Annotated in this window: 18 protein-coding genes; 12 read left to right on the forward strand and 6 right to left on the reverse strand. The window is 46.9% G+C overall.

What is annotated here, in order from left to right:
* Positions 1 to 29 precede the first annotated feature (29 nt).
* The 4 genes from ACZ5KY_RS01085 to ACZ5KY_RS01100 form a co-directional block, all read right to left on the reverse strand.
* Positions 30 to 1,247, reverse strand: coding sequence for an ABC transporter permease (locus ACZ5KY_RS01085; RefSeq protein ID WP_464242065.1), 1,218 nt, complete (start codon positions 1,245 to 1,247; stop codon positions 30 to 32).
* Entirely contained in the window at positions 1,247 to 2,482 is a 1,236-nt protein-coding gene (locus tag ACZ5KY_RS01090; RefSeq protein WP_464242066.1) for an ABC transporter permease, read from the reverse strand. Before ACZ5KY_RS01090 ends, ACZ5KY_RS01085 begins: the two co-directional genes overlap by 1 nt.
* Complete coding sequence (locus ACZ5KY_RS01095; protein WP_464242067.1) at positions 2,482 to 3,231, reverse strand: outer membrane lipoprotein-sorting protein; 750 nt, start codon at positions 3,229 to 3,231, stop codon at positions 2,482 to 2,484. The genes ACZ5KY_RS01090 and ACZ5KY_RS01095 overlap by 1 nt, the downstream gene beginning before the upstream one ends.
* A gap of 210 nt (positions 3,232 to 3,441) precedes the next feature.
* Positions 3,442 to 4,284, reverse strand: coding sequence for a tetratricopeptide repeat protein (locus ACZ5KY_RS01100; RefSeq protein WP_464242068.1), 843 nt, complete (start codon positions 4,282 to 4,284; stop codon positions 3,442 to 3,444).
* A gap of 215 nt (positions 4,285 to 4,499) precedes the next feature.
* Here ACZ5KY_RS01100 and ACZ5KY_RS01105 point away from each other — a divergent pair, with 215 nt between their 5' ends.
* The 5 genes from ACZ5KY_RS01105 to ACZ5KY_RS01125 all read left to right on the forward strand — a co-directional run bounded on the left by ACZ5KY_RS01105 (position 4,500) and on the right by ACZ5KY_RS01125 (position 7,800).
* Positions 4,500 to 4,715, forward strand: a complete 216-nt coding sequence (locus ACZ5KY_RS01105; RefSeq protein WP_464242069.1) for a hypothetical protein — start codon at positions 4,500 to 4,502, stop codon at positions 4,713 to 4,715.
* Between the two features lie 39 nt (positions 4,716 to 4,754).
* Positions 4,755 to 5,465 carry an RluA family pseudouridine synthase gene (locus ACZ5KY_RS01110; protein ID WP_464242070.1) on the forward strand — a complete coding sequence of 237 codons (711 nt, stop codon included), beginning with the start codon at positions 4,755 to 4,757 and terminating at the stop codon, positions 5,463 to 5,465.
* Between the two features lie 442 nt (positions 5,466 to 5,907).
* Entirely contained in the window at positions 5,908 to 6,684 is a 777-nt protein-coding gene (locus ACZ5KY_RS01115; protein ID WP_464242071.1) for a c(7)-type cytochrome triheme domain-containing protein, read from the forward strand.
* 13 nt (positions 6,685 to 6,697) lie between these two features.
* Positions 6,698 to 7,465 (forward strand): c(7)-type cytochrome triheme domain-containing protein, encoded by a 768-nt coding sequence (locus tag ACZ5KY_RS01120; RefSeq protein WP_464242072.1) that lies wholly within the window; start codon positions 6,698 to 6,700, stop codon positions 7,463 to 7,465.
* 11 nt (positions 7,466 to 7,476) lie between these two features.
* The gene (locus tag ACZ5KY_RS01125) at positions 7,477 to 7,800 is read left to right on the forward strand and encodes a hypothetical protein (RefSeq protein ID WP_464242073.1); all 324 of its coding nucleotides are present in this window, start codon (positions 7,477 to 7,479) and stop codon (positions 7,798 to 7,800) included.
* Between the two features lies 1 nt (position 7,801).
* Here ACZ5KY_RS01125 and ACZ5KY_RS01130 read toward each other — a convergent pair whose 3' ends face one another.
* Positions 7,802 to 8,044, reverse strand: a complete 243-nt coding sequence (locus tag ACZ5KY_RS01130; protein ID WP_464242074.1) for a YheU family protein — start codon at positions 8,042 to 8,044, stop codon at positions 7,802 to 7,804.
* A 167-nt stretch (positions 8,045 to 8,211) separates the two neighbouring features.
* Here ACZ5KY_RS01130 and ACZ5KY_RS01135 point away from each other — a divergent pair, with 167 nt between their 5' ends.
* The 7 genes from ACZ5KY_RS01135 to ACZ5KY_RS01165 all read left to right on the forward strand — a co-directional run bounded on the left by ACZ5KY_RS01135 (position 8,212) and on the right by ACZ5KY_RS01165 (position 15,218).
* Entirely contained in the window at positions 8,212 to 8,727 is a 516-nt protein-coding gene (locus ACZ5KY_RS01135; protein WP_464242075.1) for a YcxB family protein, read from the forward strand.
* Between the two features lie 11 nt (positions 8,728 to 8,738).
* On the forward strand, positions 8,739 to 10,088 hold the full coding sequence (locus tag ACZ5KY_RS01140) for a DEAD/DEAH box helicase (RefSeq protein WP_464242076.1): 1,350 nt from the start codon (positions 8,739 to 8,741) through the stop codon (positions 10,086 to 10,088).
* A 1-nt stretch (position 10,089) separates the two neighbouring features.
* A complete protein-coding gene (locus ACZ5KY_RS01145; RefSeq protein WP_464242077.1) occupies positions 10,090 to 10,584 on the forward strand; it encodes an RNase H family protein in 495 nt (164 codons plus the stop codon).
* 299 nt (positions 10,585 to 10,883) lie between these two features.
* On the forward strand, positions 10,884 to 11,711 hold the full coding sequence (locus tag ACZ5KY_RS01150) for an alpha/beta hydrolase (protein ID WP_464242078.1): 828 nt from the start codon (positions 10,884 to 10,886) through the stop codon (positions 11,709 to 11,711).
* A 233-nt stretch (positions 11,712 to 11,944) separates the two neighbouring features.
* Positions 11,945 to 12,457 (forward strand): lipocalin family protein, encoded by a 513-nt coding sequence (locus ACZ5KY_RS01155; protein ID WP_464242079.1) that lies wholly within the window; start codon positions 11,945 to 11,947, stop codon positions 12,455 to 12,457.
* 49 nt (positions 12,458 to 12,506) lie between these two features.
* Positions 12,507 to 13,457: a YbgA family protein gene (locus ACZ5KY_RS01160; RefSeq protein WP_464242080.1), complete on the forward strand. Its 951-nt coding sequence runs from the start codon at positions 12,507 to 12,509 to the stop codon at positions 13,455 to 13,457.
* 474 nt (positions 13,458 to 13,931) lie between these two features.
* Positions 13,932 to 15,218, forward strand: coding sequence for a multiheme c-type cytochrome (locus tag ACZ5KY_RS01165; RefSeq protein ID WP_464242081.1), 1,287 nt, complete (start codon positions 13,932 to 13,934; stop codon positions 15,216 to 15,218).
* A 100-nt stretch (positions 15,219 to 15,318) separates the two neighbouring features.
* Here the strand turns inward: ACZ5KY_RS01165 and ACZ5KY_RS01170 are convergent, their stop codons facing one another.
* Entirely contained in the window at positions 15,319 to 15,771 is a 453-nt protein-coding gene (locus tag ACZ5KY_RS01170; RefSeq protein ID WP_464242082.1) for a superoxide dismutase [Ni], read from the reverse strand.
* Positions 15,772 to 15,784: the final 13 nt, after the last annotated feature.

Consider the following 15,784-nt stretch of genomic DNA (forward strand, 5'->3'; position numbering starts at 1 on the left):
CGACTCCTAGCAGTTTAATGCCTTAATAACTAATGTTTTTCAGCAAGGGCAGCATGCAACGGTTTAATCAAAATCTGTCGTGCGGGATAGAGCGCTGCGATCACACTCACCGATACCACCATCACCAAGATTGCCACATAATAACGTAACGCTACCGTGGGATAGAGCACCGCATCGACACCGTAGGCACCGAGTCCCTGCGCCATGTCCCCAAGGGGTAAACCTGTCTGAGCCAATACGGCAATTAATGCCCAACTGGACACTAAACCAACCACCGCCCCCGCAGCGCCGAGGAAAAACGCTTCGAGTAAAATCAAACACAGTACTTTAACGCGACTCATTCCCGTTGCTAACAGCACGGCAAACTCACGCGTGCGCTCGAACACCGCCATCAGCATAATATTGACCATACCAAAGCCCAAGGCGAGAACGAAGATTCCCGCGACAATCGCATTGGATAGATCCATACTTCCCATCATCGAAGCGAGGATCGGCTGAATCTGCTGCCAATCGCGCACCACCGTTCCAGAGGGGAGCATCGCGGCGATCACCTGTCGATCCTCATCGAGGGTGATACGATTTTTTAGTCGTATAGCGATCTCATGCGCGCCATCCAAACCTGAATAGTGAGCCAAATCGCCGCGGCGGACAAACAGTTGCCCCTCATCAAAGGCGGTCGATGATGTATCAAACAGCCCACACACGCGAAACGATGCCCCCGTCACCTCACCCGCAAGATCGGAAAAGGTCAGCACCACTTTTGATCCAAGACGGACATTGAGCTTTTCAGCTAAGCGACCACTGATAAGGATCGGATTCCGTCCTTGCTCGGGCAACAGAGTGCCAGCAACGATCTTTTCGCCAATATCAACCACGGCGGCCTCTTGAGCCATATCAACGCCGTTAATATTTACTCCGCGGGTGGTGATCGCTGAAGCCACCATGCCATCCACCCGTTGGCGCACGGTCACCGCGGCCACATGAGGTAGGCCGCGCAATTGTTGGCTAAGTTGATCGGCAGCGGGGAGTTGCTCGGCAAACTCGTTATTGGTGAGATACTGCTGCCTGTGAATTTGCAGATGCGAGGTTTGCAAACGGATGGCGTTATCAATCATATTCTCGGTCATGGCATTGACGAAGCCGATCATCAACAACACACCGAGCAAACCAAACAGAGTGGCAGTGATCATAATTGCGCTACGCAGGCGATTGCGCCACACGTTGCGCCACGCTAAACGGATCAACATCAGCGCCCCCCTTTCAATGCAGCAGCGATGGATAAGCGTTGCAACCGACCAATGGGGTAAAGGATACACAAAAAGACCAAGCAAAAGACAATCACCACATGGCTGACAAACAGCGCAGGGTCGAGGGAAAATGGGATGATGGCCTCAAAGCCCATCTCCTCCATGGTCATGGCAATCTCACCCGAAAGGGGGATGGGATGATAATAGAACCACACCAGCGTTGGCGTAATCACCGCCATGCCGAGCACTAGTCCACTCACAGCAATGAGCATTGATTCAAAGGTCACCAGCAATTGTAAGCGCAAGCGGGTCATCCCTGCGGCCAACATCACCGCGAACTCGCGCTGGCGCTCCAATGTCATCATCATAATAGTGGCAAACAAACCAAAGCCAGCAACCCCGTAGAGAACAAAGATCAAAAACTGGCCACTGACCCGATCGAGGGCCACTTGCTGCTCTAGTTCGGGAGAAAGATCGGCCCAATCGCGTACTCGAACCTGAGCCCCCATCACCGTCTGCGCTTGTGATTTCAGCAGATCAAGTTGTTTAATATTGTCGAAATGGAGTACCCACGAGGATACCTGCTCATCGGTCGCAAACAGCTGTTGCGCCGCCTGCAGGGGCAGATAAACCATGCGTTGATCAAGTTGACCGACAGGAAAGTGAACAATACCCACCACTGGGTACAATCCCGCGGCGGTGACACCATGATAACCTTGACCATACAACACCAACGAATCACCCAGCGCTAAGCCTAAATAGTCGGCGAGGCCACTGCCGATGACGCTCCCAATTTCGTCATCGCTGCTAAAAAAACGCCCTTGAGTAATTTTATCCGCCAAGCCCGAATACTCATCCTCGAGTTGCGGGCTAACTCCCATCACCACCACCCCTTTAGAGCGGCTTGCGGAAGCGCCCAAAGCAAAAGATTCCAAGCGGGGAACCACATGACTCAGACCCGAAATTGAATGAACTTTTTGGCTAAAGGTAGAATCGGCAGGGAGCAATTTATCAATGGATTGATTGTCGGCAAATTCAGGATGTTGCAATTGCAGATAGCCCGAATAAAATCGGGTGGCATTATCGAGGTTGTGTGAATAGGAACCTTCTTGCATGGAGCGCATAAACAACGACAACATCAGCGTCATGGCAATGGTGCTGGCGGTGATAAGGGTGCGCCGCTTTTGCCGCCAGATATTGCGCCACGCCAACTTAGCAAGAAACAACCCGCCCATTAGCGTAACTCCCTCATCTGATCGAGAGAGAAAAAATCATCGTCAATGTCAAAATCGAATTCAGCCAACGAATAAGTTAGCACAGTCTTTTGCCCCTCTTTATCGGCAGGTTGCATCTCCATCCGCGTTGGGATCAAGCGCCCGCCAAGGAGCTTGAGATCATAACTCGACATGGCATTGATCAAATCGCCGAATTCATCATAAAACTCAACCTTACGCTGATTCAATTCACACTGGCTAACCCACACCACTAACTTGCCCCAAACAACAGGAGCATCGGGGAGGGGCGTTGCCTCAATCACCCAGCACAGTGTGTCATCAAAGCGTTCTTCGCGTAAAATGATATGGGTGTAATCGACAACGATGGAGGATTGGTTGATCAGATCATCGTTAGTGAAATCAGAACCCATCCACGATTGACCGAGCATCGACGGGGCAATTTTAATCACCCGTTCAATGCGTGGCACCCAGTTCCACATCTCCTTACCGCGCTTGAGCGAACTTGAACCTTTATCACGCGCTGGGTCGAGCACCAAAATAAGGGAATAGTCCTCCCCCTTTGTCCAGCCTTTCATCTTCATGGTGCGCACCCAATCGGGGCGGATAATCTGCATGGTGATCTCGGTAAAACTTGATTTCCCGCGCATTTTCTCGTCTGAAGCTCGAACAATATCCGTTGCCGTTTGACTTAAAGCCACAGCCGGAAACACGGTTAAAATCAACAGAATATTTAAAATCAATCGCCTCATTTTAAACCCTCTCGTCTTAGCAGGCTGTCAGACGTCACAAGAACCTACTGCGAATCAGCTGGGCTTGGCCCTCATTTCAGTCAATTTTCGACAAATAGGCTCACTATTCGCTCTCAAATTGTCTAAAATCTGGTCTCAAGCCAGCTGTCTCTCGCTACGGCTCGTCAAGCCTGACAGCCTGCTAACAATTGATCAAACGAAGGAATACAATCATTCATCAAGTGTAGAGCGGTAGAATTGCCATAGTTCAGTATCGAATTGCGGCCCAACCACCAAGTTACATAAAAAATCTTGCGCATCAACATTGTTGCGTTGCGCTTCGCGCACCAGATAATCGATGGAATAACCATACCCCAAGGAAGCACTTTGCTTAAGCAGATCCATCCCTATTTCAGTATCTTGCTCAACACCAAGGCCGTCCATATAATAATTCGCCAAGTTATACGTTGCACCGAGAGAACCAGCACCTGAAGCCAAGCGAAGCCACTCTGCCGCCTGCTCGTAGCTCTCGACGCCGCCTTGACCACGAACGCACATCAGCGCAATCGCTTCCATCGCCTGTGTGCTCCCTTGACTGGCTGCTCGCTGAAACCATAATCGCGCCGCCGCATAATCCTGAGCCTCTTTTTTTCGACTACTATAAAGACGACCTAACGCAACCTGTGCCTCAACCAACCCTTTTTCCGCGGCTTGACTTAGCAGTGACTGTGCTGTTTGCAAGTTTTTATCGACCACATAACCTTTAGCATAAAATTGGGATAAATCGTATTGCGCTTCGGCTGCTCCTTGTTCTGCCTCCTGTTCGATCAACGAAAACGCTTGATCATAATCTTGTTCAACACCTTCACCCTTGGCATACTGGCGGCCCAAGTCAAGTTGAGAGACTGCCTCAACCGTTGCTTCAGCATCCGCTTGTGGCGAAATATCAGGCTTGATCGTCACATCGGCACCAATCTCAACTTCAGCCTGATGAGGCGACGAACACCCCATGAAAGTAGAGATCGCCACCAAAAAAACAATTTTCGCAAGAGTTGATATTAACGATACTCGCATCGCCATTTACCCCTATAATCGTTGCTCTATGTTACACGACTCATCGTCAATACCTACCATGCGCGCTAACAAACTGTCGAATTATGGATAAAACGTCACGACAATCACAGCAACACCGTCCAGAACCTTGACATTACGCGCCAACATCCCGATGATGAGCCACACCATTTAGCCCTTATGACAAGTATAACCAATTTTTTAATGGAGAATAGTCGATGGAACTAGATTTAGATGCACTGCTTAACTTAATTACCAACCGCACCAGAGATATTGAAGCCATTGTCGATGGATCAGGTTATCTACCGAGAACAGTTATCGGCGTTGCCACCTTTTTACTCGACCATGATGGTAATCTCGACCTGCTCACATCCAAGCAACAGGTAACCTTTGAAACATTTATTGAGCCGTTACTTTCAAATTTAAATCAGTAACCAAAAAAAACACCCTTTACTTGCATCGGATCGCCCCTATTGAATCAATTGACGCCCTGCACACCGCCCCCTAAAAAGTATCAACCAAAAGGACTTACGATCCTTCACGAAGATAAAGATATTCTCGTCATCGACAAACCATCAGGGCTACTCACCGTCGGCAGTGATCGCAATAAATCACGCACAGCGCACTACCTGCTCAACGATTACGTGCGTAAGGGCAACCCAAAATCGCGCCATCGGGTATATGTCGTCCACCGACTCGACCAAGCAACCTCAGGGCTACTCCTTTTTGCCAAAAGTGAGGCGGCCAAAACCTTTTTACAAGATAATTGGGATAAAACAGAAAAACACTATCTCGCCATTGTCCACGGTCAGATGACTAAAAAACAAGGGAAGATCACCACTTATCTCGCCGAAAACAAGGCCAACAACGTTTATTCTACCGCCGATGCAAACACCGGCAAGTTGGCAAAAACCGCCTATACCGTCATCAAAGAAAAAAAAGAGCTTAGCTTGGTCAACATCCACCTGCTAACGGGTCGCAAGCACCAAATAAGAGTTCACTTTGCCGAGAGCGGCCACGCTGTTGTCGGTGATCAAAAATACGGTGATGAATTACGTAGTTCAAAACGGTTGATGCTGCATTCAGAATCACTGACCTTCACTCACCCTTTTAGCAAAAAAAGAATGTCCTTCGTTTCTGCCATGCCAGATGATTTCATTCGCCTTGTTGGTACAAGACAATAACGGAACTCTTCACAATAGTACTAAATGGACCGAGCACTCTCTTCATTTGAGTGCTTCAGCCTTATAATACCCACCAACTGCTACCCCCTCCTATGTTGCTGAACGGATAAAGCGATTTTCCAACAGTACCGATTTGATCATTGTGCGTTCAAACTGCTGAGTCACAACAGCCCTCCTTATTTCAATCCGCAGACACATGCATTCATCAATATCGGGGCAAATAACCCAACTAGCTAATATATCAGCAAAATAATCAACATTTTCGTTCTGTTTGTGGCTAAAAAACATAAACCGAGTTATGCTCATTTTTAAGAAATTAATTTAATACAACGAATGACGATAAATAGACAGTGACTACGCACTGGCCACAAGATCTATAACAAAAAGGAGAGATTCTTCCCCCCCTGCCTCCATCTAAACAACTTCGCATATTGGAGAAAACATGAACCGCATGCCACTACTCATTGTACTGATACTACTCATTGCCAGCCAATCCTTTGCCTTTGGTGAAAAAGTAAGACGACCGAAGGCGCGAGATTTTGGCAACGTTATCATCAATAACTACAGTGAAGAGCAGGAAGAGCTTGCCGTTGTTTTCCCTCATTGGCTCCATCGTGCCAAATATTCTTGCCGATTATGCCATGTTGATCTCGGCTTTGCCATGCAAGCGGGTGATACCGACATTACTGAGGCAGACAACAATGCCGGTTTGTTCTGCGGCGCGTGCCACAACAACTCCATCGCCTTTGGCCCTGTTATTGATAGCACCCTACACGGTAAAATCAATCAATGTGAGCGCTGTCATTCACAGGGTAGAGAAATCGTTTTCCAAAACAATTTTAGAGAGTTTCGAAAAACCATGCCGCGGGAGCGATTTGGTAATGGTATCGACTGGATGAGCGCTGAAGATCAAGGCAAAATCACCTTAATCGACTTTCTAGAAGGGGTTTCCTTTGAGCGTAAGGCGATGAAAAGACAAGCGGATTTCGAGCTCACTGGTTCAGTTACGCAGATGCCTAAAATCATTTTCAGCCATGAAAAGCACGCGAAGTGGAACGGTTGCGAGACCTGTCACCCTGAAATATTCCCAGTTAAAAAGGGGAGCCAGACCTACACTATGCAGCAAATCTTTGCTGGCCAGTACTGTGGAGCTTGCCACGATAAAGTTGCGTTTCCCAATATCGACTGTCAACGTTGCCATGTTGATAGTGTCTATTAAAAGGGTGACTTAAGTGACGAAATCCACACGGATACTTGCACTCTGGCTTCTAGTCACACTTTTCGCATCACCGTGTGCGGCATATTTCAATTTGCCGCCGTTGCCAGATTCGGACAAATACGGTGATGTGGTGATGGATCGCGTGTCTACAGCCAACGGTCAAAAAGCGGTGGTTTTTTCCCACTGGAGTCACCGCACGCGCTACACCTGCCGTGTCTGCCATTTTGAATTAAATTTCAGCTTTGTCGTGGGAGAAACTGGGGTAACCGAAGAAGATAATCGTGATGGTGAATTTTGTGGCGCATGTCATGACGGTAAAACCGCTTTTGGACACACTAAAAAAAATTGTGCAAAATGTCATACTGGCCCAGACGTAGATCGCAGTGATCAATTTATGCAGTTCGATGATATGCTATGGAAACTATCGCAAACAAAATTTGGCAACCACATCAATTGGGTTCAAGCGCAACAGCGTGGTCATATAACACCGAAGTACAGCATGTTTCGCCCCGAGGAGAAACCGCTTTCGTTTTCACGTCAGTTAATTCTCAAGGCCGAATGGAGTTGGGTATCTCCCGCCGTGTTCAATCATGCCACCCACACTCCGTGGTTAGATTGTGCGAATTGTCATCCGCATGTTTTCAATATTAAAAAGAAAACGACCAAACATTTTCGAATGGAATATATTTTAGAGAAGAAGTTTTGCGGGGTATGCCACTTTTCCGTTGCCCTTCCCATCGACGATTGCCGTGCTTGCCATCCTGATATGCGCGAACATTAAGGGAGTAGATCATGTCTGTTTCACACCAAACTAGTCTGAAAAAAATCATCATTCCCATGTTGATTGCACTACTATCAACGCCACTGCTAACGCTGGCGTCCCCTGCGGAAACGCCCCCTCTCAATATTCAAGTATTTCAATTAGCACAGCAATGTCTGAACGGTGAGAACCTGTCGCCAGAGCAGTTGCAAAACACAATCACCCGCATCGACACCCTAAACAGTACGATCAGTCAAAGTGATCATCCGCAAAAAAAATTATTCATTATTCGCTTAAAAAAAAGTCGCAATATGTGCCTTTACTTATCGCAATTACAGCAGAAAAAAGAGGAATAATTCAGCACACAACAAGATTTGCACTTTGCGATTGCAGGTCGAAAACTACCTTTATTTTCTGTTGCTTCAATTGACCCATCACCTGGGTGACTTTCGCTGCTAAGTCAGCACTACTCCCCTCCCAATTGGAACCATCACGGGTAACAAATTCTTCAATCATCCGATGCAAAGTTTCAACATTGAGTTGCTCATACGGAACATCGATCCATTGCAGTGATTCATCGGTTTCAGGTTCGTGATACATAGTTTATTCCCTTCATTTTTCATAAATTAACAACCACATCATGTCCATCAGTGAAAAATCGAATATTACCTTCGCTAAGAAAGATTAATTCCGAGACAAATCGCTGTCCATACGGTAAGGTAAAGAGTTCTTCTTTTTTTATCTTACATTTACTTGGAATTCGCGCAATGTCTGAATCGATCCAGCTTACCTATCCACTGAGTCGAACCCTGTGGCGACAATTTTTTACCGCCCACTATCAGAACGATAGTGGACTCAAGTGGTGTACGATACTTGGGGCGCTGTGTATTGCAACAAGCCTGATCGGCTTTGCGGGTCTCTACCCGTCATCATTGGTTGCCAACCTATTGTTTGCCACGGGATTATTTGGTTTATCGACCAAACAGTTGCTCATTTTCATTGCCGTGCATAAAGCGAGTTGCCACCCATTTTTTAATCACCAATTAACGGTCACCATCTCCGAACACGAAATTGCCGTTCGCAGTGGCCAAAAAGGATATAGCCAACCGTGGGACAATTTCAACGGTTATCGTCATTATGATCTCGGTTTTGCTCTTTATCACGACCGCCATGCATTCTTTTTTATTCCAACATCGGCGATGTCAACACAAGAGCAGCAAGATCTACAGCAGCGCCTCGATGCGACCGCTCTCCCGCTATTGAAAGCGGATCACTTTTCTTAAGGAAACACACTATGTCTTTTGACTCTCTTGGCCTGTGCCCCGAACTAATGAGTGCCATTACTACTCAAGGATACACCACCCCAACACCAATCCAAACTGAAGCGATTCCTGTCATTTTCGAGGGGTGCGATCTGTTGGCGGGTGCACAAACCGGTACGGGAAAAACAGCGGCATTTGCGTTGCCGATTGTGCAAATGCTAAGCCAACGAACACTGAAAAACAAACGCCGCTCACCGCGTGTTCTCGTGCTAGTACCGACCCGCGAACTCGCAGCTCAGGTGAGTGACCAAATGAAAAACTACGGCCGCCGTTTGTCACTACGCGCCACCATGATCTATGGCGGCGTCAATATACAAGCACAAATTGAACGATTAGATCGCGGTGTTGATATTGTCGTTGCCACTCCGGGACGACTTCTTGATCACGCCGAACGTGAAACCATTGATCTATCACGCATTGAGTTTTTAGTGCTAGATGAAGCGGATCGGATGCTGGACCTTGGTTTTATCGATGATATCAAAAAGATCAGCGAATACTTACCCGTGAAACGGCAAAACCTGTTGTTTTCAGCGACCTACTCGTACAACATCAAGAAGTTGGCCGACGAACTACTTAATCAACCTCGACGCATTGAGGTGGCACGACCAAATATTGCCGCTGACGCGGTCAAGCAAGCTATTTACCACATTGAACGCAGTCGTAAGCGCGAAATGCTGTCTCACCTCATTCGCAAAGGGGAGTGGAGCCAAGTACTGGTATTTACCCGCACCCGTTACGGTGCCGATAAGCTGACCGAAGAGCTGATGTACGATAGTATTAATGCCTCAGCCATCCACAGTAATAAAAGTCAATCGGTCCGCACCCGAACCCTTGCTGAGTTTAAAAATGGGGAGATACGCGTTCTTGTGGCAACCGATGTTGCGGCACGCGGTCTCGACATTCAGCACCTTCCCCATGTGGTCAACTTTGAGCTGCCACAGGTTGCCGAAGACTATGTTCACCGCATTGGTCGTACCGGTCGTGCTGGCGAAGAGGGCATTGCCTTGTCGCTGGTTTGCCCTGCCGAATTGCCTCGCTTAAAGGCGATTGAAGAGTTACTTGAATATTCTATCGATATTGAAACAGTTGCCGACTTCCCTGCCCTACCCGTAAATCGTGGCGGACGACTCAAGCCTAAAAAGAAGAAGAGTGGCCATAAACCAAGAAAAACCGCGGCAAAATCAAACAAACCGCAACCAAAACCAGCAAAACAAGTTAAAAAAGGCAAGGGAACTCAAAAGCCATCTAAACCACGGCGCGGCAAGCAAACATCGAATCATGGGATGTCCCAGCCAGCCACCCGTCGCGGCAGAAAGTTCTAGCTTGAACGAGCTGAGCTTATTTACCGACGGTAGCGTAGATCCGCTCTCCAAAGTTGGCTATGGAGCTTATCTGGTCGCAACAAATCCCCTCCCGCCCCGTGATCAACTCGCGGGGAGGGAGGTAAGTAAACGATTTACCCACACCTCTTCAACACGGCTGGAGCTGCAAACACTGCTGTGGGCGATCAATGAACTAAGGGCCTCGGGGCAACTACACCCTCAGCACGATCATCTCACCATCTATAGCGACTGCCAAACCATCATCAACTTGCCGGCTCGCCGACAACGCTTAGAACAAAACAACTACTGTTCCAAGAAAAAGATCCCACTTAAAAACGGCGACCTGTACCAACAACTTTTTCACCAATTCGATTCTCTCAACCTTAATCTCATTAAAGTTCGAGGTCACCAATCTAACAAAAACAAACAACACCTCGATCAGATTTTCACCCTGGTTGACCGCCATGCACGGCAAACCTTACGCGACAACACCTAAAAAACAATTCAAGCCTTACTCCAATGGTATTCCAAACACTTGATGCAGCAACTCTAGCATTATTCCATGTCACCTCAAATGTGGCTTACGGACAACAGCCGCCACGACCTGTGCCAACCCAACATGCTCGACAAAGGGAATATACACGCAATGTTCGTAATCGGGTATTTCAGATTCGCTCCAAAACATTCACTTTTATTAATAATAAAATGACATATTAATACTCTATGGCATAATTAAAAAAGATAGCTCGTTGTCTCTTTATATTGGTCTTTTTTTGAAAGTATCAAGGTAAAACCATGACACACTTTCGCGGAGCACTTATAACGTGCTTACTCCTGATACTCTGTTGTGGGTGCCACGGTAATATTGGGTTTATTTTCAGCTCAAGCGCCGAACGAAATGTTCCTGATGGGCTGAGTAATACACTCAAGTATGAAGACGTTTGGTTTTCAACCAACGACGGGTTGCGCCTGCATGCTTGGTACATTAAGGGAGCCGCGGAACAACCAATGGTTCTCTTTTTTCATGGTAATGCAGCGAACATCACCCACCGCTGGCCTAACTTGTTGGACTTACGTCAGCAAGGCTATTCAGTGTTCATCTTCGACTACCGAGGCTTTGGACAAAGCGAGGGCCGCGCCAATGGAGAACATGATCTTCATGTAGACTCTCTAGCTGCTTTGCAGTATATAAATCAGCGCGGCTGGCAACCTCATCAAATCATCTATTATGGTCGATCTCTGGGGGCAGCAGTGGCATTACATCTGGCGTTGGAAGTACCACCAGCTGCCTTGGTCCTTGAAGCGCCATTCACCACGCTAAGGGAAGAAGCTCGCTTTCATTCGCCCATATTATACCAATTATTCCATTGGTGGTTAGCCGATGAGTTCAATAATCTAAAACGCATCCCTCTGATCAACACTTCATTACTACTGATCCATGGTGATGCTGACACCGTCGTACCATTCTCCATGTCACAGCGTCTTTTCCGTCTGGCTCCCGAGCCAAAAGGTTTTTTAGCCGTACCAGATGCTGGGCACAGTAACTGCTACGAGATCGGCGCCCCACTCTACCAACAGACGTGGCAGAAATTCACCACAGAAGCATTACTGAAAAAATCGTAAAGCATTGTTGTTCTTTGTGTTTATAGGTAAATAGATACTATTAGCAGCCCCCCCCTTGCAGATCGAGAAACATCTGCCAAAATCATATAAGAAGCCCTGATATGATTTTATATTCTTGGTTCTTCTACGATTACAGGCGCTACGTGATAAAGGTTGTAGTGCTGTTTTTTTTTGGACCTTACGCGAACCGTATTTTATTTGTACGGTGCATCGATCAGAAAGGGGTTTCGATCATGAAAAACATTATACTCTGGCCAATAGTGCTTCTATTCCTTTCGGCGTGCAGTGGAAGCCTGCCTGTACAACCCGTAGAAAATTTTGAATTGAATCGATACTTGGGCAAGTGGTACGAAGTTGCCCGCCTCGATCACTTTTTCGAAAGAGGCCTTGAGCAAGTCACAGCGGAATATTCTTTACGCAAAGACGGCGGCGTTCGCGTTTTAAATAGAGGATATTCTACGCAAAAGGGAACATGGAGCGAAGCGGAAGGGAAAGCGTATTTGGATGCTTCACCAAAAACGGGATTGCTCAAAGTATCTTTTTTCGGCCCACTGTACAGTGCCTACATTATTTTTCGCCTTGATCCAGATTATCAATATGCCTATGTTGCTGGCCCCGATCTGGACTACCTCTGGCTTCTTTCTCGAACACCTTCTGTGCCCAAAAGTGTCTATGAAGAATTTGTTGCCACAGCGACAGAGCAAGGGTTTGATGTGAGTAAACTCATCCGAGTTCAACACCCGTAAGCCCCTATCTTTAAAGGTGTTCAACAAATTATACAGAAGAGGTATTGCCATGAACGATAAAATACGATTAGGGGTTAGCTCATGTCTGCTGGGCCAGAAAGTTCGCTTTGATGGTGGACATAAGCAAGACCGCTATCTGCTCGACATCTTGGGGCAATATGTTGAATTTGTCCCAGTTTGTCCTGAAGTGGAAGTTGGCCTGTCGATCCCCCGTCCTGCGTTGCGTCAAGTTGATGATGGTCACGGAGGGGTACGCCTCGTTTTCTCGAAAACAGGCGAAGACATTACCGATCAAATGCAGCAATGGGCTAAAAAGCGGGTTCGAGAGCTTGAAAGTGACCAACTTGATGGGTTTGTTTTTAAATCCAACTCGCCCAGTAGTGGAATGGAGAGGGTGAAAGTGTACACCGTGAGTGGAATGCCACATAAAAACGGAGTTGGACTTTTCGCGCGTGCATTTATGGACCATTTCCCCCTGGTACCAGTTGAAGAAGAGGGCCGACTTCACGACCCACGCCTACGCGAAAACTTTATCTGCCGTATTTTCACCCTGCAACGATTTCGAAAAACTCTTGAGCTTGGAAGATATGGTGACTTTGTTGAGTTTCATAGCCAACACAAGTTGCTGATTTTATCCCACAGTGAGAAAATTTCTCGCGAGATGGGCCGCTTAGTCGCGCAGGGAAACTCTTTGCCAATTTCTGAATTTACTCAGCGCTATAAAACACTCCTACTCAGTGCGTTACAACTCAAAACCACGCCACGTAAACATACCAATGTGCTGCATCACATACTCGGATACTTTAAGAAGCAACTTACCGCGGATGAAAAACAAGAGGCCATGGATATCATCCAAAATTTCAAGGACGATTTATTGCCACTCATCGTGCCAATAACCCTGATGAACCACTATGTTCGCAAATATGATCAGCCTTATCTGAAAACGCAGATCTATTTGCACCCCCATCCAAAAGAATTGAAGTTGTTGAATCATGTCTGAGTTTATTCGTGTCATCAACCGACCCACTCGTCTACAGAGCTCAGGAACAAAACAACAACCGTCCAAAGAAAAATGCCCCTCTTAAAACGGCAACAGGTACCCACAAATTTTTGACAATTTAATTTTCCAACCACTGAGCTCATTAAGGCACAGAGTCGCTAATTTTCCAAATTCCAGCAACACATCAATTAAGTATTTACTCTAGGTTATCGCTGTGCGCGGCAAATATTACGCAACAATTCGGCGAAAAAACACCCCAACTTGAAGTGCAAACCACGAAGAACATCAACCTATCCTTAGGTTTTTACAGCTATTTATATTATTTTTTGCTAGAATTGATCCGGATCAAATATGGCTCAATTGTATCCTGTTATTGTATCTCTTTTATTGTGGGAAAACGACTTTGATTCGTTGCATAAAAGGCAACAAATTAAAGGATAGCCCGTAACCAAATGTAACAAGGAGGAATGAACGATGAGAAGTTTTATTTACGGCGCACTCTCATGCGCTCTACTGTGCTGGCTGATGGCGGGTAGTGCCCTAGCGGCTGACCTGTGTGTCGAATGCCACACCAAAGTATCCCCAGGCCAAGTTCAAGATTGGCAATCAAGTAAGCACGCAGGCCAAGATGTTACCTGCTCAACCTGCCACGGTGAAGCGCATCAAACCGCTGACGATGTACAAAACGCCCAACTCCCTGACGAGGGCCTTTGTGCGGAATGCCACGAAGAGCAGTTCACTTCGTTTTCGCATGGTAAGCACAATTTCGGTTGGACTGCTCTCAATGCAATCCCAGGCACCCACTATGCTCCCGATGAGTTAATCGAAGGTGGTCGTGGTTGCGGTGGTTGCCATAACATGGGCATTAAGACTGAGGCTCAAAAAGCGGAGCAACTTGCTAAGGGCTACCATTACCAAACAAACTCGTGTGATGAGTGCCACACGCGCCACTCTTTTTCACGTAAAGAAGCCAACAATCCTAAGGCTTGCCAACAATGCCACATGGGCTACGATCACCCACAATGGGAGATGTGGTCGAGCTCTAAGCACGGCACACGCTACTTTGCTCAAAAAGCAGGTGATTTGCCAGAAGGTGCTGTTGCGCCAACCTGTCAAACTTGTCACCTTCCTGACGGTACTCACGAAAACCACACCGCATGGGGCTTCCTCGGTGTTCGTCTACCATTACCTGAAGATCCACAAGCCGCTGCGGACCGGGTAACCATCCTTAAAGCTCTCGGTGTTCTCAACCCAGAGACGAGTGAGCCGACTGCAATACTGGATGCGGTTAAATCCGTAGATATGGTTCGCCTTGATCAAGTGTCATGGCAAAAAGAGCGTGATAAAATGCTGGCAACGTGTAGCAAGTGTCACGCTCCGTCATACGCTAAAGAGCAGTTGGACATGGGTGATGCGATCCTGACAAAGGCTGACCGTCTCATGGCTGAAGCGATTGAAACCGTTGCCGCATTGTACAAAGAAGGCATCATCACTAAGCCTGAAGGCTACCCTTACAACTACCCATTTATTCTCGCTATGATGCATACCAATGGCGCGAACTGGGATGAGAACTTTGACGGCTATTCAGCGATCGATCAAATCCTGTTCCAAATGTACTTCAAGCATCGGATGCGGGCCTATCAAGCATTCTTCCACGTCAATCCAGATTACGCTTACTGGTATGGCTGGAGCATGATGGTTCAAGACCTTGGTGAGATTAAGCACATGGCGAAAGCAATGCGCGCTGATCATCAAAAATAAAGTACCGTTCCAATTCTGAGAAACAACAAAGAGCCGCTACGTGATAAACGTAGCGGCTCTTTTCTTAAGTAGAAATTTATTCAATTTAGCGGTTAACAGCCTAAACTTTATTTTTGACAAAATAAAGCCCTTCAAACTCAGCAACAAGGGCCCGCAATTTTACGACATGTGCGAGATCAACGGTTTGCTTACACTTCATTGCCGACACAAGCATGCCGTGTAACGCCTTCAATTTTTCATCGTAATGATCCGCTCCTGCCTTGATCCGCTGGGTCATAAAGTACTGAGTAACAATCTCCTGCAACAGGGTTGCGTGCTTCTCTTTATTCATAATCCATCGTACCAACTGGTTCGAATGGCCATGACCAGCCTTTTCAATTTCCATAATTTGATTCATCGATTTTTCAATTGTTGTAGCATGCTCTAACAACATATCAATCCGAGCCTGATCATCGTAAATACCGCACGGAACCTCGCAATGCGCCAGTGCAGCCGTAGCAAAGAGTACCGTCATAAAACCTACCAACACCAAATTAATACCATTTTTTTTCATTCTCTTCTCCTTA

This window comes from Desulfuromonas svalbardensis (assembly GCF_055389415.1).